At 63.1% G+C, this 22655-nt stretch carries 16 protein-coding genes and 1 tRNA gene; 7 read left to right on the top strand and 10 right to left on the bottom strand.

Going from position 1 to position 22655, the window contains the following annotated elements:
• The first annotated feature begins 154 nt into the window (after window positions 1–154).
• The 3 genes from AC4HIX_RS13950 to AC4HIX_RS13940 are packed head-to-tail and all read left to right on the top strand — an operon-like array spanning window position 155 to window position 4946.
• Window positions 155–2089, top strand: coding sequence for a PrkA family serine protein kinase (locus tag AC4HIX_RS13950; protein ID WP_475047102.1), 1935 nt, complete (start codon window positions 155–157; stop codon window positions 2087–2089).
• An 18-nt stretch (window positions 2090–2107) separates the two neighbouring features.
• A complete protein-coding gene (locus AC4HIX_RS13945) occupies window positions 2108–3445 on the top strand; it encodes a YeaH/YhbH family protein (protein WP_475047100.1) in 1338 nt (445 codons plus the stop codon).
• A complete protein-coding gene (locus tag AC4HIX_RS13940; protein WP_475047098.1) occupies window positions 3432–4946 on the top strand; it encodes a SpoVR family protein in 1515 nt (504 codons plus the stop codon). Before AC4HIX_RS13945 ends, AC4HIX_RS13940 begins: the two co-directional genes overlap by 14 nt.
• A 122-nt stretch (window positions 4947–5068) precedes the next feature.
• Here the strand turns inward: AC4HIX_RS13940 and AC4HIX_RS13935 are convergent, their stop codons facing one another.
• Window positions 5069–6181 (bottom strand): S-(hydroxymethyl)glutathione dehydrogenase/class III alcohol dehydrogenase, encoded by a 1113-nt coding sequence (locus AC4HIX_RS13935; RefSeq protein WP_475053008.1) that lies wholly within the window; start codon window positions 6179–6181, stop codon window positions 5069–5071.
• Window positions 6182–6537: 356 nt separating this feature from the next.
• Between AC4HIX_RS13935 and AC4HIX_RS13930 the strand changes: the two genes are divergently transcribed.
• Both AC4HIX_RS13930 and cueR read left to right on the top strand, forming a co-directional pair.
• Window positions 6538–9045: a heavy metal translocating P-type ATPase gene (locus AC4HIX_RS13930; protein ID WP_490399385.1), complete on the top strand. Its 2508-nt coding sequence runs from the start codon at window positions 6538–6540 to the stop codon at window positions 9043–9045.
• Window positions 9042–9431: a Cu(I)-responsive transcriptional regulator gene (gene cueR, locus AC4HIX_RS13925; protein ID WP_039181103.1), complete on the top strand. Its 390-nt coding sequence runs from the start codon at window positions 9042–9044 to the stop codon at window positions 9429–9431. Before AC4HIX_RS13930 ends, cueR begins: the two co-directional genes overlap by 4 nt.
• Before the next feature lie 109 nt (window positions 9432–9540).
• Here cueR and AC4HIX_RS13920 read toward each other — a convergent pair whose 3' ends face one another.
• Genes AC4HIX_RS13920 through pcaC form a run of 4 tightly spaced genes read right to left on the bottom strand, consistent with a single transcriptional unit; the run spans window position 9541 to window position 12132 of the window.
• Window positions 9541–10371, bottom strand: a complete 831-nt coding sequence (locus AC4HIX_RS13920) for a 3-oxoadipate:acetyl-CoA acetyltransferase (protein ID WP_490399384.1) — start codon at window positions 10369–10371, stop codon at window positions 9541–9543.
• 11 nt (window positions 10372–10382) lie between these two features.
• Window positions 10383–11003 (bottom strand): protocatechuate 3,4-dioxygenase subunit alpha, encoded by a 621-nt coding sequence (gene pcaG / locus AC4HIX_RS13915; RefSeq protein ID WP_490399383.1) that lies wholly within the window; start codon window positions 11001–11003, stop codon window positions 10383–10385.
• Complete coding sequence (gene pcaH / locus AC4HIX_RS13910) at window positions 11003–11740, bottom strand: protocatechuate 3,4-dioxygenase subunit beta (RefSeq protein WP_490399382.1); 738 nt, start codon at window positions 11738–11740, stop codon at window positions 11003–11005. Before pcaH ends, pcaG begins: the two co-directional genes overlap by 1 nt.
• Window positions 11737–12132, bottom strand: a complete 396-nt coding sequence (gene pcaC / locus AC4HIX_RS13905; RefSeq protein ID WP_490399381.1) for a 4-carboxymuconolactone decarboxylase — start codon at window positions 12130–12132, stop codon at window positions 11737–11739. The genes pcaH and pcaC overlap by 4 nt, the downstream gene beginning before the upstream one ends.
• A gap of 86 nt (window positions 12133–12218) precedes the next feature.
• Between pcaC and pcaQ the strand changes: the two genes are divergently transcribed.
• Together pcaQ and AC4HIX_RS13895 are read left to right on the top strand one after the other, a co-directional pair.
• Window positions 12219–13145: a pca operon transcription factor PcaQ gene (gene pcaQ / locus AC4HIX_RS13900; RefSeq protein WP_490399380.1), complete on the top strand. Its 927-nt coding sequence runs from the start codon at window positions 12219–12221 to the stop codon at window positions 13143–13145.
• A gap of 119 nt (window positions 13146–13264) precedes the next feature.
• Window positions 13265–14176: an MBL fold metallo-hydrolase gene (locus AC4HIX_RS13895; RefSeq protein ID WP_490399379.1), complete on the top strand. Its 912-nt coding sequence runs from the start codon at window positions 13265–13267 to the stop codon at window positions 14174–14176.
• A gap of 155 nt (window positions 14177–14331) precedes the next feature.
• Here AC4HIX_RS13895 and AC4HIX_RS13890 read toward each other — a convergent pair whose 3' ends face one another.
• From AC4HIX_RS13890 to AC4HIX_RS13870, 5 genes are all read right to left on the bottom strand, one after another.
• Window positions 14332–16977 carry a methyl-accepting chemotaxis protein gene (locus tag AC4HIX_RS13890; RefSeq protein ID WP_490399378.1) on the bottom strand — a complete coding sequence of 882 codons (2646 nt, stop codon included), beginning with the start codon at window positions 16975–16977 and terminating at the stop codon, window positions 14332–14334.
• A 264-nt stretch (window positions 16978–17241) separates the two neighbouring features.
• Entirely contained in the window at window positions 17242–17700 is a 459-nt protein-coding gene (locus tag AC4HIX_RS13885) for a hypothetical protein (protein ID WP_490399377.1), read from the bottom strand.
• 170 nt (window positions 17701–17870) lie between these two features.
• On the bottom strand, window positions 17871–19529 hold the full coding sequence (locus AC4HIX_RS13880) for a transcriptional regulator (protein ID WP_475047082.1): 1659 nt from the start codon (window positions 19527–19529) through the stop codon (window positions 17871–17873).
• Window positions 19530–20139: 610 nt separating this feature from the next.
• Window positions 20140–20214: transfer RNA gene (locus tag AC4HIX_RS13875), tRNA-Gln, on the bottom strand.
• Window positions 20215–20512: 298 nt separating this feature from the next.
• Window positions 20513–22444 carry an acyl CoA:acetate/3-ketoacid CoA transferase gene (locus AC4HIX_RS13870; protein WP_475047076.1) on the bottom strand — a complete coding sequence of 644 codons (1932 nt, stop codon included), beginning with the start codon at window positions 22442–22444 and terminating at the stop codon, window positions 20513–20515.
• Window positions 22445–22655 lie beyond the last annotated feature (211 nt).

Below are 22655 nucleotides of genomic sequence, written 5' to 3'. Positions count from 1 at the left end.
CAGCCGGACGTATAACGCCAGCAGCGGCGCCGAGCAGAAATCAGAACTCAACACTGACGCGGACACTTATGCCCACGTGCTGGGCACCCGTCTGTCCGTGCGCGAAGAAACGCCAGGAGGAACGGCGCCAGTTAACCAGGAGGCTTGATCCACGATGAAAGACATTGCCGAACTTTTTGCAGAGCAGTACGGCGAAACGCGCGAGCAGGAAATGCCGCTGCAGGACTATTTGAATGCCTGCCGCGACGATCCAAGCCTGTACGCGAACGTCGCCGAGAGGATGCTGAGGGCAATTGGCGAAGAGGAGCTGGTAGACACGTCCAAGGACGCGCGGCTCGGGCCGATCTTTCAGAACCGAACGATCAAGCGCTACAGCGCATTCCATGATTTCTATGGCATGGAAGACACCATTGAGCGGATCGTCGGCTACTTCCGCCACGCCGCACAAGGGCTGGAGGAGCGCAAGCAGATCCTCTACCTGCTGGGGCCGGTCGGCGGCGGCAAATCCTCGCTGGCGGAACGCCTGAAGCGCCTGATGGAGGATCAGCCGATTTATGTGCTGAAGGCCGGAAATCAGATCTCGCCGATCTTCGAAAGCCCGCTGGGCCTGTTTGACCCGGTTCGAATGGGCAAGGTGCTGGAGGAGGAATACGGCATCGCGCAGCACCGTCTGCCGGGACTGATGTCGCCCTGGGCGGTGCAGCGTCTGGATGAATTTGATGGCGATATCAACAAGTTCTCGGTTGTGCGCCTGCATCCGTCGCGGCTGCGCCGGATCTGTGTCGCCAAGGTGGAGCCGGGCGACGAGAACAACCAGGACATCTCGACCCTGGTCGGCAAGGTCGACATCCGCCAGCTGGAGCATTTCAGCCAGGATAACCCGGACGCCTACAGCTTCTCGGGCGGCCTGAACCGTGCGACCCAGGGCATTCTGGAATTCGTGGAGATGTTCAAGGCGCCGATCAAGATGCTGCACCCGCTGCTGACGGCGACCCAGGAAGGCAACTATATGGGCACCGAAAGCTTCGGCGCCATTCCCTTCAGCGGCCTGATCCTGGCGCACTCGAACGAGAGCGAATGGCAGTCGTTCAAGAACAACAAGAACAACGAGGCCTTCATCGACCGGGTGTCGATCGTCAAGGTGCCGTACTGCCTGCGGGTCTCGGATGAGACGTCGATCTACGAAAAACTCATCGAGAACAGCGAGCTGCGCAATGCGCCCTGCGCGCCGGAGACGCTGAAGATCCTCAGCCGCTTTTCGGTGCTGACCCGCCTGAAGCCTCATGAGAACTCGAACCTCTACTCGAAGATGCGGGTCTATGATGGCGAAAGCCTGAAGGACACCGATCCCAAGGCCAAAACGGTGCAGGAATACCAGGACCGGGCCGGCGTGGATGAGGGCATGAACGGCATCTCGACCCGCTTTGCCTTCAAGGTGCTGTCGACCACATTCAACTTCGACACCAACGAAGTCGCGGCGGACCCGGTGCATCTGATGTATGTGCTGGAGCAGATGATCAAGCGCGAGCAGTTCCCGCAGGAGATGGAGCAGAAGTATCTTGAGTTCATCAAGACCGAACTGGCGCCGCGCTATGAGGAGTTCATCGGCAACGAGATCCAGAAGGCGTACCTCGAAAGTTATACCGAATACGGCCAGAACGTCTTTGATCGCTACATCGCCTATGCCGATGCCTGGATCGAGGAGCAGGATTATAAGGATCCGGATACCGGCCAGCTTTATAACCGCGAGGTTCTGGATGCGGAGCTGAGCAAGATCGAGAAGCCGGTCGGCATCGCAAATCCCAAGGACTTCCGCAACGAGGTCGTGAAATTCGCCCTGCGCCACCGTGCCAACACCGGGTCCAACCCGGCCTGGAACTCCTACGAGAAGCTGCGCGACGTGATCGAGAAGCACATGTTCTCCCAGGTCGAGGAGCTGCTGCCGGTGATCTCCTTCGGGTCCAAGAAGGACAGCAAGACCGAAAGCAAGCACCAGGAGTTCGTCGAGCGGATGCGCGGCCATGGCTATACCGACCGGCAGGTCCGGCGCCTGGTCGAATGGTACATGCGCGTCAACAAGGCGGGCTAAAGAGGAGCGCTGTGCAACATGCATCATTTCATCGACAGGCGCGCCAATCCGAAGGGCAAGAGCCTCGGGAACCGCCAGCGGTTCCTGCGGCGGGCCCGGGAGAACATTAAGGAGCGCGTCGACCAGTCGGTCCGGGGGAAGTCGATCCAGAACGGAAGCGGCGTCCCTGACGGAGGCGAAAAGGTCACGATCCCGTCGCGGGGTCTGAAGGAGCCGCGGTTCTTTCATTCCTCCAAGGGCGGGCTGCGCCGCCACGTGCTGCCCGGCAACAAGGATTTTGTTGTCGGCGACACCATCAAGCGTCCCCAGGGGGGCGCGGGGCAGGGCGGCCGCAAGGCGTCTGAGGAGGGCGACGGCGAGGACGAGTTTTCCTTTACCCTCACCCAGGAGGAATATCTGGAAATCCTGTTTGAAGGGCTGGAACTGCCGGATCTGGTGGAAAAAGCCACGGTGGAAACTGAAACCATTGGCACCCGCCGCGCTGGCCTGACAACTGCCGGGACGCCCAACAACCTCAATCTGGTGCGCACCATGCGCAACTCGCTTGGCCGCCGGATCGCCCTGCAGCGTCCCACCACCAAATCCCAGCGCGACCTGGAAGAGCAGATCGCTGAACTGGAAGCGCTGGACGACCGCACCCCTCCGCAGGAGGAATTCCTGGAGGCGCTGCGGAAAAAGCTGGACGGCATCATCCGCAAACGCAAGGTGGTCGGCTATATCGACCCGCTGGATCTGCGCTACGATACTTTTGTGCCGGAAAAGATCCGCAATTCCCGTGCAGTTGTGTTCTGCCTGATGGATGTGTCCGGCTCAATGCAAGAGCGCGAGAAGGACCTGGCAAAACGGTTCTTCCTGCTGCTGCACCTGTTCCTGGAGCGCTGCTATGAGCACACTGAGCTGGTGTTCGTGCGCCACACCCATCACGCGCAGGAAGTGGATGAGGAAACCTTCTTCTACGCCCGCGAAACCGGCGGCACCATCGTGTCGACCGCGCTGGAGAAGATGAAGGAGATCATCGAGGAACGCTATCCGCCGGATGAGTGGAACATTTACGGCGCTCAGGCCTCCGACGGAGAGAACTTCGGCAATGACTCGGCACGCTGCAAGAACCTTTTGCTGAACGACCTGCTGCCGGTCAGCCAGTTTTATGCCTATGTGGAGATTGTAGATGAAGCGGCGGAAATGCTGCTGAACAACCCGGAAGCAGGCGAAGACCTGTGGCAGAACTACCGTGAAGTGAAAGCACAGGCCCCGCATTTCGAGATGCAGCGGGTTTCGCAGCCGGGCCATATCTATCCGATTTTCCGGGAGTTCTTCCTTCCCAAGGTGAAAGGGGTGCAGAATGCAGGCAGCTGAAAAGGCGCGCGCGCCGCTGTTCGACGGGCCGGAATGGACCTTTGAGCTGATGGAAAAGGCGCGCGACGCGATCGAGCAGATCGCGCTCGAAGATCTTGGGCTGGATGTCTATCCCAACCAGATCGAGATCATCTCTGCCGAGCAAATGCTGGATGCCTATTCCTGTGTCGGCCTGCCGCTGATGTATCAGCACTGGTCCTTCGGCAAGCATTTCGCCCGCGACGAGGCGCTGTACCGCACCGGCCGCCAGGGGTTGGCCTATGAGATCGTCATCAACTCCAACCCCTGCATCAGCTACAACATGGAAGAAAACACCATGGCGATGCAGACGCTGGTGATGGCGCATGCGGCCTTTGGGCACAATCATTTCTTCAAAAACAACTACTTGTTCCAGCAATGGACTGACGCGGCGGGCATCCATGACTATTTGGCATTTGCCAAAAATTACATCGCCGCTTGCGAAGAGCGTTATGGCCTCAGCGCGGTGGAGGAAGTGCTGGACGCCGCCCATGCCTTGCAATCCCAAGGCGTGTTCCGCTATGGCCGCCCGCCCAAGCCAACCAGCGAGGAACTGGTCGCGATGCAGAAGGTGCGCGAGGGCTACGAAAGCGGCCAGAGCGTGCTGGACATCTGGACCGATAGCACCCTGGGGCGCGACAAGCTGGAAGAGGCCGAGGATGCGTCCTACAGCGCGCGCCGCAAGCAGATGAACCTGCCGCAGGAAAACCTGCTGTATTTCCTGGAGAAACACAGCCCGGTGCTGGAGCCCTGGCAGTGCGAGATCCTGCGTATCGTGCGGATGCTGGCGCAATACCTCTATCCGCAGAAACAGACCAAGGTGATGAACGAGGGCTGCGCGACCTTCGTGCATTACTACATCATCAACAAGCTCTATGAGGAAGGCCAGATCACCGAAGGCGCCTACATGGAGATGCTGCACAGCCATACCAATGTGGTGATGCAGCCTGAGTTTGACGACCCGCGGTATTCAGGCATCAACCCCTATGCGCTGGGGTTTGCGATGATGCAGGACATCCGGCGCATCTGCCAGGACCCGACCGATGAGGACCGGGAGTGGTTCCCGGACTTTGCGGGCAACCCGGATTGGCGCGGTGTGCTGCGCGATGCCTGGGCGAACTACCGCGACGAAAGCTTCATCCAGCAATTCCTGTCGCCGAACCTGATCCGCAAGTTCAAGCTGTTCACGCTGACCAATGACGCGGATCTGCCCAATCTGGTTGTCAGCCAGATTCACAACCGCGCGGGTTACAAGGCGATCCGGCGCGATTTGGCCAAGCAGTATGACCTGGCCTATCTGGAACCGGATATCCAGGTGACGGACGCGGACTTGCGGGGCGACCGCGAGCTGAAGCTGACACATACCGTGCGCGACGGCATCCATCTGGATGAAGAGGATCAGGAAGAGGTCCTCAAGCACCTGCGCCGCCTGTGGGGCTACGGCGTCAGACTGGATGCTGCGGAGGCGGCCGGCGAACACTGACCATAATATTCGGGCCTAGCCCTGGTGCTGGGGCATACTGGGCGCTGCAAGACTAGCCCCTCGTCAAAATGAAAACGCAGGCCCTGGGGCCTGCGTCTTGCGGTTTGGCAGTCTGCCGGGGATTAAAATTCCACCACGGCGCGGATGGATTTGCCCTCGTGCATCAGGTCAAAGCCTTCGTTGATCTGGTCCAGGGTCAGCTTGTGGGTGATCATCGGGTCGATCTCGATCTTGCCGTCCATGTACCAGTCGACGATCTTCGGAACGTCGGTGCGGCCTGATGCGCCGCCAAAGGCGGTGCCGCGCCAGCTGCGGCCGGTGACCAGCTGGAACGGACGGGTCGAAATCTCGGCCCCGGCCGGCGCCACGCCGATGATGATGCTTTCACCCCAGCCTTTGTGAGCGCATTCCAATGCAGTGCGCATCACTTGCACATTGCCTGTGGCGTCAAAGGTGTAATCCGCGCCGCCGCCGGTCAGCTCGACCAGATGCGCCACCAGGTCGCCCTCGACCTCAGCGGGGTTGACGAAGTCGGTCATGCCGAATTTCTCGGCCATTTCCACTTTGCCCGGGTTCAGGTCGACACCGACGATCTGGTCGGCACCAGCCAGCCGCAGGCCCTGGATCACGTTGAGGCCGATGCCGCCGAGGCCAAAGACCACCGCGCGCGAGCCGATCTCCACCTTGGCGGTGTTGATCACCGCGCCGATGCCGGTGGTGACGCCGCAGCCGATGTAGCAGACCTTGTCAAAAGGCGCGTCCTCGCGGATTTTCGCCAGCGCGATTTCCGGCACCACTGTGTGGTTCGCAAAGGTCGAGCAGCCCATGTAGTGGTGGATCGGTGTGCCGTCCTGCATCGAGAAGCGGGTGGTGCCGTCCGGCAGCAGGCCCTGGCCCTGGGTCGAGCGGATCGCCTGGCACAGGTTGGTCTTGGGGTTGAGGCAGTACTCGCACTCACGGCATTCGGGCGTGTAGAGCGGGATCACGTGGTCGCCGGGCTTCAGCGAGGTGACGCCTTCGCCGACCTCGACCACGACGCCGGCGCCTTCATGGCCCAGGATTGCCGGGAAGATACCTTCGGGGTCGTCGCCCGAGCGGGTGAATTCATCGGTGTGGCACAGGCCGGTTGCCTTGATTTCCACCAGAACCTCGCCCGCCTTGGGGCCTTCGAGGTTCACCTCCATGATTTCCAGCGGTTTGCCGGGGGCAACCGCAACGGCGGCGCGGGTTTTGATCATGTGACTGGTCCTTCGTCCATATTCTCCGGGGCCGGGCCGCCGCAGGGCGGGTCCGGGGTGAATGCGTTGCCAGCGGCAGGGCCGCGGGCCGGAATGACCCAGCGTTACATTTGCCGGCTGGCGCACGCAAGCATTGCCTCGGCACCCTAGCAGTCCCGGTGTGCCGGGCTTTGCCCCGAATGCGACAGCTGAGCGGCGGTCCGCGCCATCTGTTAAGGAAGAAAAAACTGCGTATTCCAGCAGCTTGCCCGCAGGCTTCCAGTTTTGGGAAGGAATCTTGCCGCGGGGCCTTGACCTTCCCCTGACTGGAACCCTCATATGGCCTAACATAGGATAAAACCCGCAGGTCTCCCATGTCAGAAAACAACCGTATTTCACTGCAAATCACCAATCTGAGCTGCGCGGGCTGCGCCGGGCGCGCCGAACGTGCCCTGGCTGCGGTCGAAGGGGTTGAGACGGCCTCGGTGAACCTTGCAAACGCAACCGGCCAGGTCGAGGCCGCGCCGGAAGTGGAGCTGGTTCAGCTGACGGATGCGCTCAAGTCCGCGGGCTACCCGGCGGCGGAGTCGGAAGTGACCCTGGCGCTCAGCGGCATGAGCTGCGCGTCTTGCGTGGGGCGCGTAGAGCGGGCGCTGCTGGCGGTGCCAGGCGTGCTGGAGGCGCGCGTCAACCTGGCCAGCGAAAGCGCGCAGGTGCGGTTCCTGACCGGGGCGGTCCGCGCCGCCGATCTGGCCCGCACGGTGACAGATGCGGGCTATCCGGCGCGTCTGAGCAGCGGCGCACCGGATGAGGCGGAGCAGGCGAGCCAGCGCAAGGCGGATGAGATCGCCGCGCTGGGGCGGCAGGTGCTGATCGCCGCGGTGCTGACGCTGCCGGTTTTCCTGATTGAGATGGGCAGCCATATTATTCCGGCGCTGCATCATTGGGTTGCGGCCAATATCGGCATGCAGAACAGTTACTTGCTGCAATTCGCCCTGACTACCCTGGTGCTGGCGGGGCCGGGACGTCAGTTCTATACCAAGGGGTTCCCGGCACTGTTCCGGGGGGCGCCGGATATGAACGCGCTGGTGGCGCTGGGCACCTCGGCCGCTTACGGGTTCTCAGTCATCTCCACCTTTGCGCCGCGGTTGCTGCCCGCGGGCACCGCCAATGTCTATTACGAGGCCGCCGCGGTGATCGTGGTGCTGATCCTGACCGGCCGGTTTCTGGAAGCGCGCGCCAAGGGGCGCACCGGCGCCGCGATCCGCAAACTGGCCGGGCTGCAGCCGAAGACCGCCATGGTGGTTGCCGGCGGCGACGCTGTGGAAACGCCGGTCGAGGAGATCGGGGCAGGGGACCTGATCCGGGTCCGCCCGGGCGAGCGCATTGCGGTGGACGGCGAGATCGTCTCGGGCAGCTCCTACATCGACGAAAGCATGATCAGCGGTGAGCCGGTGCCGGTGGCGAAATCCCGCGGCGATGAGGTGACAGCAGGCACCATCAACGGCAACTCCGCGCTGGAATTCCGCGCCACCCGTGTGGGGCGCGACACTGTGCTGGCGCAGATCATCCGCATGGTGGAGCAGGCGCAAGGCGCAAAGCTGCCGGTGCAGGGGCTGGTCGATCGGATCACCCTGTGGTTTGTGCCCGCGGTCATCGTGGTGGCGGCGCTCACGGTGCTGGCGTGGTCGTTGTTCGGTCCGGCGCCGTCGCTGCCGCTGGCGCTGGTGGCCGGCGTCTCTGTGCTGATCATCGCCTGCCCCTGCGCGATGGGGCTGGCCACGCCGACCTCGATCATGGTGGGCATCGGCCGCGCCGCCCAGATGGGGGTGCTATTCCGCAAGGGCGACGCGCTGCAGCGGCTGCAGGAGATCAAGGTGGTGGCGCTCGACAAGACCGGCACCCTGACCGAGGGGCGTCCGGCGCTGACTGAGCTGATCTGCTCCGAGGGTTTCACCCGCGAGGAGGTCCTGCGCTTGGCCGGCGCGGCTGAGGCGCAGTCCGAACATCCCATTGCCCGCGCCATCACGGCAGCGGCCGGCAAGGGGCTGCCCAAGGCGGACGCCTTTGAGGCGATCCCGGGCTACGGCCTGCGGGCAGAGGCAGAGGGGCGCGAGGTTCTGGTGGGCGCTGCCCGGCTGATGGTGCGCGAAGGCATCGCGCTTGGCGCGCTGGCGGCGGAAGGTGACAGGCTCGCGGAACGCGGTGAAACTCCGCTGTATGCAGCCATTGACGGGCAGGCGGCGGCGGTGATTGCGGTGGCCGACCCGATCAAGCCGGGCACCCCGGCAGCGATCAAGGCGTTTCACGATCAGGGGCTGAAGGTGGCGATGATCACCGGCGATGCAGCCGCGACGGCGCAAGCGATTGCCAGGCGGCTGGGCATTGACGCGGTGAAAGCCGAATGCCTGCCTGCGGACAAGGTCAAGACGCTGCAGGAGCTGCAGGCGGAGCATGGCGCGCTGGCTTTTGTCGGCGATGGCATCAATGACGCGCCGGCGCTGGCAGCGGCGGATGCAGGCATCGCCATCGGCACCGGCACCGATGTGGCCATTGAAGCGGCAGATGTGGTGCTGGTTTCCGACGATCTCCGCGGGGTGGTCAATGCGCTGACCGTCAGCCGCGCCACCATGCGCAACATCCGCCAGAACCTGGGCTGGGCCTTCGGCTATAATGTGCTGCTGATCCCGGTGGCCGCCGGGGTGCTCTATCCCTTTGGCGGGCCGTTGCTGTCGCCGGCATTGGCTGCGGGCGCGATGGCGCTGTCGAGCGTGTTTGTGCTGTCCAATGCCCTGCGCTTGCGCCGCCTGAAACCTGCCATAGATGAGGAGCAGGCAGTATCTGCGGCCAAGGAAACCGGCAAGCAGGAGGCGCGCGCATGAACATCGGGGACGTATCCAGCCGCTCAGGGCTTCCTGCCAAGACGATCCGCTATTACGAGGACATTGGTCTGATCAAGCCGCACCGCAGCGCCAACGGCTACCGCTGCTTTGCCGAGACTGATCTGCACAAGCTGGCCTTTCTGGGCCGGGCCCGGGCGCTGGGTTTCACCATCGAGGACTGCCGCACCCTGATGGCGTTGTACGAGGACGAAAGCCGCGCCAGCGCCGATGTGAAACAGCTGGCGCAGGAGCATTTGGCCAAGATCGAGGAGAAGATCGCGGATCTTCAGGCGATGCACGACACGCTTGGCGAGCTGGTCAACAGCTGCGCGGGCGACAGCCGCCCGGACTGCCCGATCCTCAAGGACCTGTCCGGCGAGGGGTGATCCTTCCGGCGGGGGAGGCGGGGTGTGCTCCCGCGCCCTCGGCTGCCCTGGTGGGCCGCCTGGCGGCCTTGGGCATGGCTTCGGGCCTTACGGCCCGAAGCGGGCGCTCTCAGGCAGGTCGCAGCTCCAGGATCTCGCGGGCCTGCTGCCAGGTGGCGACGGGGCGCTCGTATTTTTCACAAAGCTCTGCTGCGCGTTTCACCAGCGCAGCGTTGGAGGGCGCCAGGGTGTCCCGGTCCAGCCGCATGTTATCCTCCAGCCCGGTGCGGGTATGGCCGCCCGCGGCGATGGACCATTCGTTGACCAGGATTTGCCCCGGCCCGACGCCGGCGCCGCACCACTGGGCCGCCGGCGCCAGCCGCTGCATGGTTTTGACGTAGTAATCGAACACGTCCTTATCGACCGGCATCGCGTTCTTCACCCCCATCACGAACTGCACGTAAAGCGTGCCGGGAATGCGTCCCTCGCGGTTCATCTTCACCGCCTGGTGGATATGCGACAGATCGAAGGCCTCGATCTCCGGTTTCACCTCGTGAGCGCGCATCTCCGAGGCCAGCCAGTCCACCAGATCGGGGGAATTCTCATAGACCCTTGTGGGGAAGTTGTTGGAGCCGACCGACAGTGATGCCATGTCGGGGCGCAGGGGCAGCATTCCGCCGCGCTCGCGGCCCGCACCGGAGCGGCCGCCGGTCGACAGCTGGATGATCATGCCGGGGCAGTGTTTCTGCAGTCCCTCCATCAGACGCGCGAATTTCTCCGGGTCCGAGGTCGGCGTCTGGTCGTCGTTGCGCACGTGGCAATGGGCAATCGAGGCACCGGCCTCAAACGCCTCATGCGTGCTTTCGATCTGTTCTTCGATGGCGACCGGCACCGCCGGGTTGTTTTCCTTGGTCGGCACCGAGCCGGTGATGGCGACGCAGATGATGCAGGGTTTGCTCATGGAATTCCCCTTCAGATATCGAAAAACACGGTCTCGTTTTCGCCCTGCAGGCGGATGTCGAAACGGTAGACAGGCGTGCCGCCGCGCAGCTCACGCTTGGCGATCAGGGTGGCGCGGCGGCGCTCCCACTCTATCACATTCAGCACCGGGTCGGCAGCGTTGGCCTCACCTTCGTCCTCGAAGTAGATCCGCGTGTTCAGCCCCACGTTGATGCCGCGGGCGACGATCCACAGGCTGATATGCGGTGCCATCATCTGCCCGCTACGGCCCATGACCGGCCCGGGTTTCACGGTGTCAAAGCCCCATTCGCCGGTCTCAAAGTCGGTGATCACCCGGCCCCAGCCGCGAAAACCCTCCTCCACCCCGCCTGAATGCTCCGGGTGGGCATAGAGGCCGTCTGCATTGGCCTGCCAGGCCTCCAGCAGCACGTCCTTGACCGGCGAGCTGGTGCCGTCGATGACGACGCCCTCGACCCGGATGCGCTCGCCCTTGGCATTGGGGCCGGCGATGTCCCAGCCAAGCTCCTGATCGTAGATTTCGAACCCTGCCGCACCGGGGGCGAGGCCGATATGGACATACGGCCCGGCGGTTTGCGAGGGGGTTTCCTTCAGGTAGTCCAGCTTCTGCCGCATCAGTTCCCCTCCAGCCGGTTTTCAAACAGGGTGGACCGCCGCCCGCGCAACACGATGTCAAAGCGATAGGCGATGGTGTCGAGCGGGATGGTGGCGTTCATATCGAGCCGGGCCACCAGCATTTCTACCGCCTCCGGGTCCGGGATGGTGTTCACGATCGGGCAGCGGGCAATCAGCGGGTCGCCCTCGAAGTAGAGCTGGGTGATCAGCCGCTGGGCAAAGCCGCTGCCGAAGACCGAGACATGGATATGCGCGGGCCGCCAGTCGTTGACCCAGTTGCGCCATGGGTAGGCGCCGGGTTTGACGGTGCGGAAATGGTAGCAGCCGTCCTCATCCGTCAGGGTCCGGCCGCAGCCGCCGAAATTCGGGTCCAGCGCGCCGAGGTAGGTGTCCTTCTTGTGCCGGTAGCGGCCGGAGGCATTGGCCTGCCAGATCTCCACCAGCGTGTTCGGCACCGGACGCGCGTTTTCATCCAGAACCCGGCCATGCACGATGATGCGTTCGCCAACCGGGCTTTCGCCGGGCTGGGCGAAGTTGCTCAGCAGGTCGTTGTCGGCGGCATTGATGTCGTTGTGCCCGAATGCCGGGCCGCTGATTTCGCTGGCGGTGTTTTCCAGGCTGATCAGCGGAAACTGCGGCGAGCGGGTGACCGAAGTCTTGTAGTCCTGCGACAGGGCAGGCGGGTGCCAGCGCCGGTCGCGCTGATAGAACTCCCCAGGTTTCGGCGGCGTGCTCATGCGGGCTCCCCTCCTTCGGCTGCCATTTCGGCATAGGTCTCTTTGGCCAGTTTCAGCGCCTGATTGGCGCGTGGCACGCCGGCATAGATGGCGACATGCTGGAACGCTTCCATCACGTCTTGCTGGCTGGCGCCGGTGCGGGCGGTGGCGCGAATGTGCATCGGGATCTCGGCAAAGTTGCCGGTCGCCGCCAGCAGCGCGAGTGTCAGCATCGACCGTTCCCGCAAGGAGATCCGGTCCGAGGCCCAGACCGTGCCCCAAGCGCCCTCAGTAATCAGTTTCTGAAACGGCTGGTCGAGCGCGGTCTTGGCGGACTCGGCGCGGTCCACATGGGCATCGCCCAGCACCTTGCGCCGTATTTGCATGCCGCGGTCGTAACGGTGTTGCGTCATTGCAGCCTCCCTTTGCCGGGGAGTATCGCATACCGCAAGTGATCTGTATAATCCCCAGTCAGGCATGAAATGATAACTGTATTGATATGCGTCTCTCGTCCTCTTTAAAGTTGCGCCACCTTGAAGTCTTCGTCGAAGTCGCCCGCAAGATGAGCGTCACCCAGGCGGCTGAGGCGCTCGGCATGACCCAGCCTGCGGTCACCCGGGCGCTGCGCGAGCTGGAAGCGGTTTGCGGCAAGCCGCTGGTGGAAAAACATGGCCGCGGCATCCGGCTCAGCAGCTATGGAGAGCTGTTCCGGGATCACGCGGGGCGCAGCCTGGCGCTGGCGCGTGACGGGGTGGCGCTGTTGCAGGGGCTGGGGGAGGCGGAGGGGCCGCAGGTCGCCATCGGGGCGCTGCCGACCGTGGCCGCGGATCTGGTGCCGGACACGCTGGCGCAGCTGCGCGCAGGCAGTGCTCCGGGGCGATTTACGGTGATGTCCGGCGGCAATCAGTATCTGATCGATCAGCTGCGCCGCGGCAGTCTGGATGTAGTGGTCGGCCGGTTGCCCGCGCCCGAAACCATGGCCGGAGTGGAATTCGACCCGCTGTATCGCGAGCGCGTCACAGCGGTGGTCGCGAAAGACCACCCGCTGGCCGGCGTTTCCCACTTGCCGCCGGGCGTATTCGAGGGCTTTCCGGTGCTGATGCCGTCGGAAGGCTCGATCATCCGCCCCTTTGTCGAGCGGATGTTCCTGGAGCAGGGGCTGGCGCTGCCGCGGTTCCCGGTCGAAACGGTGTCCGCCTCCTTCGGGCGGCGCTTCGTGCTGGCGCATCAGGCGGTCTGGATCATCAGCCATGGTGTGGTGCGGCCGGATCTGGAAGGCGGCACCATGACCGCACTGCCGCTGAACACGGACAGCACGTTGGGGCCCGTGGGCCTGTGCACCCGCCGTGAACACCAGCTTAGCGCTGCCGCCCAGCGGTTTAGCGCTGCCCTGCGCCGCCATTGCTCCGCTTTAGGGCTCAGGTGATGCCACCGCTGGCCGGCCTGCGGCAAAGCAGGCGTTTCCCTCTCGGCTGCCATGCCTTATAATTCACCAAATGGAATATTTGCATTTGATGCAGGCTGAGTGACACGGGAGGAGAGGTCATGACCTTGAGCAGACGGAATTTCGGCCTGGCGGCTGCGGCGGGGCTGGCTGCGGCGGCAGCACCTCGATGGGCCCTATCCCGGATCGAACTGGGTACTATGCGGCTCGAAACGCTGTCGGACGGCCACCTGACCCTGCCGCCGGAGTTTATCTTTGGCGGGCTGGACCCGGAGGCGCTGCAGCCGCTGCTAGACCAGTACGGGATCGGGGACGGGCCGCTGACGCCGGAGGTCAACGTAACCCTGCTCAGGGACGAAGGCCGGGTGGTGCTGTTCGACGCGGGCTCCGGGCCCGCGTTCCAGGACAGCGCGGGGAGGCTGCCTGAGGCGCTTGAAGCCATTGGGGTTGGCCCGGAGGAGGTAACCCATGTGGTCTTTACCCATTGCCATCCGGATCACCTCTGGGGGGTGCTCGACGATTTCGATGAGCTACTGTTTCCCGAAGCTGCCTTCTTGATGGGGCAGGGCGAGTGGGATTACTGGTACGATCCGGAGACGGCCGCCAGCATCGGCAGCAGCCGCGCTGCCATGGCCGCTGGGGCCCGCCGCAGGATGGAAGTGCTGGAGGACAGGGTGCAGCTGTTCGCCGATGGTGCGGAAATCCTCCCCGGTGTTGCCGCCCGGGCCACACCGGGCCACACGCCGGGGCATATGGCCTTTGAAGTCCGCAGCGGCAGTGAAAGCGTCCTGATCCTGGGCGATGCTGTTGGCAATCACCATGTGAGCTTTGCCGAACCCTCCTGGCCGGTCGGCTCCGACCAGGATCCGCAAACAGCGGCTGCGACGCGCCTGCGCCTGATGGATCAGCTGGCCGCGGAACAGATGCGGCTGATTGGCTATCACTTGCCGGGCGGTGGCATCGGGCGTGCCGAACGTTCCGGCAGCGGCTACCGCTTTGTGCCTGAGGGGTAGGGCAGGGCTCTTCCAGCGCCGCCTTTGTCCTCCCTGCCTGCTTAGGCGGGTGCACCAATTGCATCCGCAGAACGGGGAAGGTGCGCCCAAGCCGCTGTCCGGTTGATCCGGGCAAACGCAGCCCGGCCAAACTACAGCAGGTGTGCGGAAGCGCCTCAGGCTCGCATCCGCCAGGTCTCCTCTGGTTCCGGGCTGCTGCTTTGTCCAGTGTCTGCAGCTTGGGTGCGGAAGGCGCCGATGGCGCCTGCCATGGCCTGAGCTTCCCTGGACAGGCCCAGGCTGGAGGAGGTGACCTCCTCGAACAAAGCCGCGTTGCGGGTGGTCGCGTCGTCCAGGTTGGCCATCGCCGTATTGATCTCCTGAAGACTTCCGGATTGCTCCGCAGACGCCTGCGAGATGGACTTCATCAGGTCGGCTGCGCTGGCGACAGAGGCAGAGATTTCGCCGATCGCCGTTCGGGTCTGCTCAACCAGATCTGCACCGAGCTCGACGTTCCGGCCAGCCTCATCCACCAATGCAGCGATTTCTGTCGCGGCCTCCTTGGACCGGTGCGCCAGGGTCCGCACTTCCGAGGCGACGACGGCAAAACCCTTGCCAACAGTGCCTGCACGGGCTGCCTCAACACCGGCATTCAGCGCCAGCAGGTTGGTCTGCTGGGCAATGGCCTCGATCATGCCAATGATCCGGGAAATCTTCTCGGAACTGTCCTTGATCGCCTCCATCGCGCCATAGGTCCGTTTCACCACCTCGATGCTATCGCTGGCGTTCTGCCGCGCGGCCTCGACCGAAGCCGACGCGTCACCCGAAGCCTGGGCGGTGCCGGCAATGGAGACGGACAGCTGGTTCACCGCAGCCGCGGTTCCGGCCAGGGTCTGCGCGGTGTGCTCTGAGCGCTCGGACAGGTCGTGAGACGCTGAGGAGATTTCAGTGCTGCCGCCTGCGATCGACTGGCCACTGGTGCTGAGGCTGCGCACGGAGGCCTCCAGTTTCTCCAGCGCTGCATTGAAATCATCGCGCAGCTTGGCGTAGCCTTCGCCTATCTCACCCTGGATGCGATAGGTCAGATCGCCCTGGGACAGGCGTTCCAGCCCGTTGCCGATGGCCGCCACCGCGGCAGTCTGCTCAGCCAGGCGCGCACTGCGCTCGGCCTCGGCTGCCTGCTCCACTTCTGCCTTTTCCACCAGCCCGTCGCGGAAGACGGAGAGTGCCGTGGCGATGCGGAAGATTTCGTCGCTTGAACGCTCGTAGCCGGTCACCGGGCGCAGGTTGCCTGCCGCCAAACGCTCAGTTGTGCCGCTGATGTCTGCCAGCGGCCGCAGGATGAGGAACCGGGTCAGCACCAGCGAACCCAGAAACACTGCCGCCGCGACTGCCGCCAGGATCTGAAGCTGCCGCTGCGCTGCAGTCACATCGGCGGCAAGCCCATCTGCGATAGAGGCAATCTGCTGCTGGCTTTCGGCTCCCAGGCTGGTCGCCTTGTGGGAAAACTCCAGCACCGCCTCCACCGTGGCCCGGGACGCTGCCGCGGCTTCGGCCGCGGCCTCCAAAGCTGCAACCTTGAAAACTGGCAGGCCCTGCGAGGGATCCGCCAGCGCTACCATCCCCTTCAATTCCTGTTCGAATACGCCACCGTTGAAACCGCTATAGCCCGCCAGCATCCGGGCGGCCTCCTGCAGCGGCCCGGCGGCATCTTGGGCCGCGGCAATGTCATGCGCAGCGGCCATGTCCAGCGCTGCCACCTGAAAAGCACTGATCCAGCCGTTGATTTCCAGCAATTGCTGCAGCACGCCGACCTGGTTGTCCAGCAGACCTTGGATCGCAGTGCGGTTGTCGGCGCTGGCCTGGGTCGCCGCAACCGACAGGGTGAACACCATCCGCTCCATCGCCTCGGTCAGCGGGCGCACGCTGGCATTGCGGGCGGCCAGCACGTCTTTACGGCTGTCCTTCAGCTCCTTGCGGCTGGCCGTCAGCGTATAGCTGAACAGCTCAACGGCCTCACGGACCTTTTTCACGCGAGAAGCTTCCAGGCCAAGCTCTTCCAAACTGCCCAGCACCGGCTCCAGACGTTTCAAAGCGTCCTTCGCCATCTTCTTGAGCGCCCGTTTTGTTGGCACATCGCGCACGTGGCCCAACGCCAGCGCCGCGCCTGAGAGAACGCTGATGTCAGCCCTTGCTTCCAGCAGCGTCTGCAGGCCGCCGAATTGCTTCTCCACCAGGTTGTTCAGGACCTCATCGACCTGGATGATAGTTTCTTCGCCGCCGTCCATCAGGCTGTCGCGGGCCTCTGCGGCCACCGCGACAAGCTTGTCCTGCACTGTCTGGCTAAGGGTTTGCAGGCTGGCCGTCTGTGTGTCGATCCAGGCCTGATTGCGAAAGGCCCCCTGGCGCGCAGCGATCAGGTTCCTGAGCATTCCGGCGGCGGCAGACGCCTCCGGTGCGAATAGGGCCTGCTCCGCAGCGGGCAGCCCGGCAACGGTGCCATCAAGTTTTGCGACGGCGGCAGCGGCCCTTTCCTCGGCCTCGGCCAGCTCCTCAACCGATCCGGCCTGTAAGACGCCGATCATCGAGTTCTTGGTACTGCCTGCGGCATTGACCAGCCGGCTGCTGAGTTCCAGCTGCGGGACCTTCTCCTGGGTCAGAACCTCCATCTGGCGGCCGGTCTGTGTAAACACCAGAGTGACCAGAACACCGCCAACGGCGGAGGCGGCGCCCATTGCCATCAGAATAAGCGTGACCTTGGCGCCTATGCTGGAAAACAGCCGGAAGCGCCGCCGCGCCGGCACATCATTTGTATTCGTCATCGTCTCACCCTAGCCAGCCGCCTGTTTTCATCTGCGCCCGGTCCAGCCAAGGGGGGGCACGCCCCCACTGCCGTGATGGTTGGGCCAGGCACTTAACGATGCAGGGATGCCGCGACGCGGCTGCCTGCTTCTTTCCGTTAGCAGGGCAGCAAGACTCTAAAGAAAGCATGAGCGGCACGGAGAAAATCGGTCGCATTTTATCGGCCGGCAGCCAGCTCATCGGTTCCGCAATCGGAGTGCCGCTGGTTTCTTGTGGCTCTGAGGCTAGTTAGCGTCCGAGAGCCGCCATACGGCGTGCAAAGGCAGGTTCATGGTTTCGCCCACAGGACGGTAACCGGCCACTGGGTCGAACGCATGGCGGATCTTGCCGCCCTCGCGGCGGCTAGTGAGCAGAACCGGGCGGCCATTGACGTGTTCGCCGGAAACCGAGACCGGCAATGTTCCGGTTAACCATCCGCCATAGCTGACCGAACCGTTGCGGCCGCGGATGACGATCTCGAAATAGTCCAGCGCTGCCATGCGGAAAATCAGATCCGGAACACCTTCTGGACTGCTGCCAAGATGTTCGACCGTTATCTCGGCCCCGATCAGATTACGCACCGAGTAGCCCCAGCGGTGCATAAAATCTTCGACAACATCCAGGATGTCCTGCGTTCGCTCCTCAGGCTGCACAGCAGGTCCGAAGTCAGAGAAACTGCGTTCAAATTCCAGGTTTTCGCTCACACGCACTCCCTATGCTGCCCGCTGCAGGTCATAGCTGCCGCCGTCAGCGGGCAGTTACCGGCGATGCTAACACGTGCGGTCCGGCTTATCGGTAAAAGATGCTATTCAAATGTGTATTACTAAGCGTCACCCGGTGGCGGACATTGCCCGCATGGACCGCTGGGCCAGTATCAGTCCGGCACACCGGCTTGCCGCAAGGCTGAGGCCCACTCCGGCCCGGCCGGGCTCATTGCGGCCGGGTTATCCCGCTGGAATTGCGACAGACAGAATTTCGGCGCCGCCTCAAGCAGTTTATGCACCGTGGTCCGCGCCTCGTCGTCCCGGCCAGACATTTGCAGCGCAATTGCCTTGGAACGCAGCGGTACCGGGAACGCGCCCTTGGCCGCCAACGAGCGGTCGGCCAGCTCTATCGCGCGGCCATAGTTGCGGGCCGAAAGATGCGCCAGCGCCGAAATCGCGTCGAAGTAGTAGCGCTGCGGACCCAGAGGTGTCAGCCTCCGGGCCGCGTCGGTCATCTCAACCGCTTCGTCCGGCATATCCTGATAGGCCAGCGTTGCCCCTTTCAGCAGCAGCGCCAGGGCTTCGTTCGGATTGTCGCGCAGCGCCAGGTCATAGGCGTCCTGCGCCAGATCGAAGCGGAAGGTCAGGTGGCTGGAGATGAGCCCCTTCAGGGTGTGGGCAAGCGAAAATCCCGGAGCCCCTTCGATTGCCGCTTCCGCCATCCTGCTGGCGAGGCGGCTGTCCTCTTCGCGGTTCGGCGACAGCCCCTTTTCAACCCGCATCACATGCCAGAACCCCATCCAGGTCAGCGGCAGCGCATGTTTTGGCTCCCGCTCCAGCAGGTGGGACAGGATTTCATGCGCCCGCTGGAACTTTTTCACATCCATTTCCTGCATCAGGGAAATTGCGGCCATCAGCAGAACATGGCTTTCCAGCGCCTTCAGCGGTTTGAACCCGGCCAGCCGAACCGCCTCGCCCGCGGCGCTTTGGCCGATCTGAAGTGTGGCGTTGCGCAGCATAGAGCTGCGCCCCTCCGTCAGGCTGTTCTTGCTGCCTTCGAAGCTGCGCGACCAGATCACCTTTTCGCGGACCGCATCATGCAGGTCTATTTCGGCGCGGAACCGGTTGCCTTCGCTAGTGACCGTCCCCGACACCAGGAAATCGACCCCCGCAACGGAAGAAACTTCAGCAGGCCGCACCGTTTCCGGGTCGAACTGGCGCGAGGCCAGATAGGAGGTCACCGAAAACGCCCAGCTGCGGGACAGGTGCCGCGACAGCTCTTCGGACATCAATGACCCAAGCGGTGCGTCCGCCTCGCCTGGCGACCGGTGGGCAAAGGGCAGCACTGCAATCGACGGCAGCAGCCTGTCCAGGATTACGCGCCCCGGAGTTGCTCCTGAATGAGACGACGGCTGCGCCGAACTGCGGGCAAACTCCGCCCGGGCTTCCGTCAGCCAGGCCTTAAAGACGGATTCATGAGGAAGCTCAAAGCCCTCCATGAATTCTGCATTGCCATTGCAGCTGTCCAGCTCCACCCGGGACAGGTCCAGGATGACCCGTTCGCGGTTGGCAAACAGCAGCTTGGCTGCTTCCGGTCCCAAGTGCCGCCGCAGCGTCGACAGCGCCGTGCGCAGGCTGGCCTTGGCCTGCTCGGGCTGCGCCAGGCACCAAAGTGTCTTTTCCAGAAACGCCCGCGTCCGGATCCCTCCGTCGGCGGTGGACAGCAACGACATCAGAGCCTGGTGCTTGGCCCCAAGCTGTACGCTGGTTCCATCTGTGTCAAAAACGCCAAAAGCGCCAAACCGGCAAATCTTGAGAAAGACAGTCATCCGCCAACCCCACTATACGGTTGCTACATACTGGATTAAATCACCATCATATTGCATTGCTCGAAACTGTTTTGCAATTAAAGATTGTAAAAGGCGGAAAATTCGGCTTGATGCCTCTGCCTGCACCCGGAATTTGAGTGCGCTCAACCTAGCATAGTTTACCTTGCGTTAACTTGCAACCGGCCTGCTGCGCAGCGGCCCGAACCGCTCAGGCGCCGTCCCGCACTGCTGTTCGCGCTGGCAGGATGCAACTGCGGGTACGCACGGAATGCGTGTAAACGCTTTCTGACAGATGGCTTCTTGGCGGTTTGCGGGGCGGCAAGCCCTCTTCGCCAGATCGGAAGCGTACCGGCAGTGACGAATGCAATCGCAACGGACGCCTTACGGACTTGGGTCATCGCGCACCACTTGCCTTCTCCACCAGGATTCCTTCCGTGCCAGGCTGGCCTCATTCAGTGCAGCTTCAGCGAGGAGGGCGGAAACAGGTGGAACTCTGCACAATGCGGAGTTGAAGCCAGATCAGCATGATCCGAAGAAAAACACTTCGAGGGAAGCCGCCTCTGATCTCTTTAGAGGTTGGTACCTGAAAAGAATTTTTCTGAGAGGCCGATGGCTGGGGTGGTAGGATTCGAACCTACGGTACACGGTACCAAAAACCGCTGCCTTACCACTTGGCTACACCCCATCGGTGAGGCGCTGTCTAAAGTTTGTTGCGGGGGGGTGCAAGAGGGTTTTTGAAAAAAAAATGCAGTTCCTTCTCCATACCCCCGAAAAAATCTGCGAGCAGGTGGCGGAGTGCCTGCCCGGCTGGAGGGATGCGAAAGGAAAAGAGTAATGAATTTAAATAGTTGACCTATTCCCGCCACACGCCCGCGAGCCGTTCCCGGGTGGATCCAAAGGCCTTGCTGCGGCTGTTCAAACCGTTCGCAGCACGCAAAAAACGGCGGCCAGCCCAGGGAGGGCTGGCCGCAAGTGAAACCGTCTCAGGAACCCCAGATCGCCTGGTGCGCTTCCTCGCCGCTTTCGAAGATATGCGGCTGCACGCCACGGCTGGCGAGCTCGCCTTGCATCTTGAGGCGCATGAAGGCGCTGGTGGTGTAATGGGCGATCGAGGCTGAGTGCGCCTCCAGCGTCTGGCCGACCGAGACAGCGTAGTCGTCCTGCAGGTCTTCGGCGATGCGGAAGCCGTTCTGGTTCATCACCATCTTCACATCGCGGCCGCTCTTGGCGAAGGCCTCCTGCAGAACGCGGTCCAGGTCCTCGATGTCGCGCTTCTTCTTCACGCTCCATCCTTCGAGGTTCAGGAACATTGTGTGGCGCGCGGCGTCATAGGTGACCCGCTCGGAGAGGTTGAGGTTGAGCAGGTCATCCAGCAGCCCCATCGGCTCATCCCGGAAAATGCGCGCGTCCATCTGGGCGACGTTTTCGATGATGGGCCTAAACTCCATCTGGTCGAGGATGTCGCGCTGCAGGTCGATACCGGGGGCGATCTCGATCAGCTCCAGCCCCTTGGGTGTCAGTTGCAGCACGCAGCGTTCGGTCACATAAAGCACCGGCTGCGAGCGCTGAGAAGCGTACGGGCCGGAGAAGGTGATCTGCTCGATCAGGCGGACGAATTTCTTGTTGCGGCCCTCCTGAACGATGCGCAGCTCGCCGTCCTCGACCGCAACTTTCAAGCCGCCTGCGGTGAAGGTGCCGGCAAAGACCACGGCGCGGGAGTTCTGGGAGATATTGATGAAGCCCCCGCAGCCATTCAGGCGGCCGCCGAAACGGGAAGCGTTGACGCTGCCTTCAGCGTCGCATTCAGCCATACCGAGGCAGGTAAGGTCGAGGCCGCCGCCGTCGTAGAAATCGAACATCTGGTTCTGGTCGATCACCGCATCGGCATTGGCCGAGGAGCCGAAGCTGGAGCCGCCCGCCAGCACGCCGCCCACCGCGCCGGCCTCGGTGGTGAGGGTGATATACTGGGTGGCTTTCTCCTCGTTGGCCACCGCCGCCACACCATCGGGCGCGCCGACACCGAGATTCACGGCACCGTTGGGCGGCAGCTCAAAGGCGGCGCGGCGGGCGATGATCTTGCGCTGGTCCAGCGGCATTTTCGGGATGCCTTCGACGGGCACGCGGATTTCGCCTGACAATGCCGGATTGTGCTGCACGCCATAGTTCATCCGGTGCATTTCCGGGTCATCTGCGACGCAGACGCAGTCCACCAAAAGGCCCGGAATTTTTACGTCCTTGGGCTTGATCGAGCCATCCTCGACGATGCGCTCCACCTGCGCGATGACTATCCCGCCGTTGTTATGGGCCGCCATCGCCTGGGCCAGGCAGTCCAGCGTCAGCGCCTCGCGTTCCATGCTGATGTTGCCGGAGCGGTCGGCGCTGGTGCCGCGGATGAAGGCGACGTCGATTTTGGTGGCCTTGTAGAACAGCCAGTCCTCGCCATCGACCTCGACGTGTTTGACGATGTCCTCCTCTGTCACCTTGTTGACCTTGCCGCCGCCGTGGCGCGGGTCGACGTAGGTGTGCAGGCCGACCTTGGAAAACAGTCCCGGCTGGCCTGCCGCGCAGGCGCGGTAGAGCTGCGAGATCACTCCCTGAGGCAGGTTGTAGCCGCAGATTTTATTCTCCTGCGCCGCCTGGGCCACCTTGGGCATCCGGCCGAAGTTGCCGGCAATTACCCGCCGCAACAGCCCGTCGTGGTGCAGCCGCCCGGTTCCCAGACCCTTGCTGTCGCCGGCGCCCGCACACATGATCAGGGTCAGGTCGCGGGGGGACCCCTGTTCCACGAACCGCTTTTCCAGAGCGGCATGCAGCATTTCCGGGATGCAGCTTTGCACAAAGCCGGTGGTGGTCACGACATCCCCGTCGCGGATCAGCGCCATTGCCTGTTCGGTGGTGGTTGTCTTGTCTTTCATGGCGGCGCGTCCTCCCCGATGCCGGTTGCCGTCCGTCCAGGAACTGCCTCCTAACGGCGGGATGATCGGGAATGTTAGGCGCGTGCGCCGGCCGGCCTGTCCTTCGATTGCGTCAGCGGATCGAGGACTTACGACATCGCCCAGTCATGGCTTGCCTGAAGTTTCCGATCGGCTCCTGCAATTTCCGCGGCACATGCATTTTGCATACTGC

Source organism: Leisingera sp., assembly GCF_982940295.1.
Note: the sequence above shows the minus strand (reverse complement) of the source record. Positions and strands in the feature narration are given on the sequence as shown.

What these genes read in the sequence shown, in the direction of transcription:
- AC4HIX_RS13950 (WP_475047102.1), top strand. Translation starts at nt 155, where the DNA reads ATGAAAGACATTGCCGAACTTTTTGCAGAGCAGTACGGCGAAACGCGC.
- AC4HIX_RS13945 (WP_475047100.1), top strand. Translation starts at nt 2,108, where the DNA reads ATGCATCATTTCATCGACAGGCGCGCCAATCCGAAGGGCAAGAGCCTC.
- AC4HIX_RS13940 (WP_475047098.1), top strand. Translation starts at nt 3,432, where the DNA reads ATGCAGGCAGCTGAAAAGGCGCGCGCGCCGCTGTTCGACGGGCCGGAA.
- AC4HIX_RS13930 (WP_490399385.1), top strand. Translation starts at nt 6,538, where the DNA reads ATGTCAGAAAACAACCGTATTTCACTGCAAATCACCAATCTGAGCTGC.
- cueR (WP_039181103.1), top strand. Translation starts at nt 9,042, where the DNA reads ATGAACATCGGGGACGTATCCAGCCGCTCAGGGCTTCCTGCCAAGACG.
- AC4HIX_RS13920 (WP_490399384.1), bottom strand. Translation starts at nt 10,371, where the DNA reads ATGAGCAAACCCTGCATCATCTGCGTCGCCATCACCGGCTCGGTGCCG.
- pcaG (WP_490399383.1), bottom strand. Translation starts at nt 11,003, where the DNA reads ATGCGGCAGAAGCTGGACTACCTGAAGGAAACCCCCTCGCAAACCGCC.
- pcaH (WP_490399382.1), bottom strand. Translation starts at nt 11,740, where the DNA reads ATGAGCACGCCGCCGAAACCTGGGGAGTTCTATCAGCGCGACCGGCGC.
- pcaC (WP_490399381.1), bottom strand. Translation starts at nt 12,132, where the DNA reads ATGACGCAACACCGTTACGACCGCGGCATGCAAATACGGCGCAAGGTG.
- pcaQ (WP_490399380.1), top strand. Translation starts at nt 12,219, where the DNA reads ATGCGTCTCTCGTCCTCTTTAAAGTTGCGCCACCTTGAAGTCTTCGTC.
- AC4HIX_RS13895 (WP_490399379.1), top strand. Translation starts at nt 13,265, where the DNA reads ATGACCTTGAGCAGACGGAATTTCGGCCTGGCGGCTGCGGCGGGGCTG.
- AC4HIX_RS13890 (WP_490399378.1), bottom strand. Translation starts at nt 16,977, where the DNA reads ATGACGAATACAAATGATGTGCCGGCGCGGCGGCGCTTCCGGCTGTTT.
- AC4HIX_RS13880 (WP_475047082.1), bottom strand. Translation starts at nt 19,529, where the DNA reads ATGACTGTCTTTCTCAAGATTTGCCGGTTTGGCGCTTTTGGCGTTTTT.
- AC4HIX_RS13870 (WP_475047076.1), bottom strand. Translation starts at nt 22,444, where the DNA reads ATGAAAGACAAGACAACCACCACCGAACAGGCAATGGCGCTGATCCGC.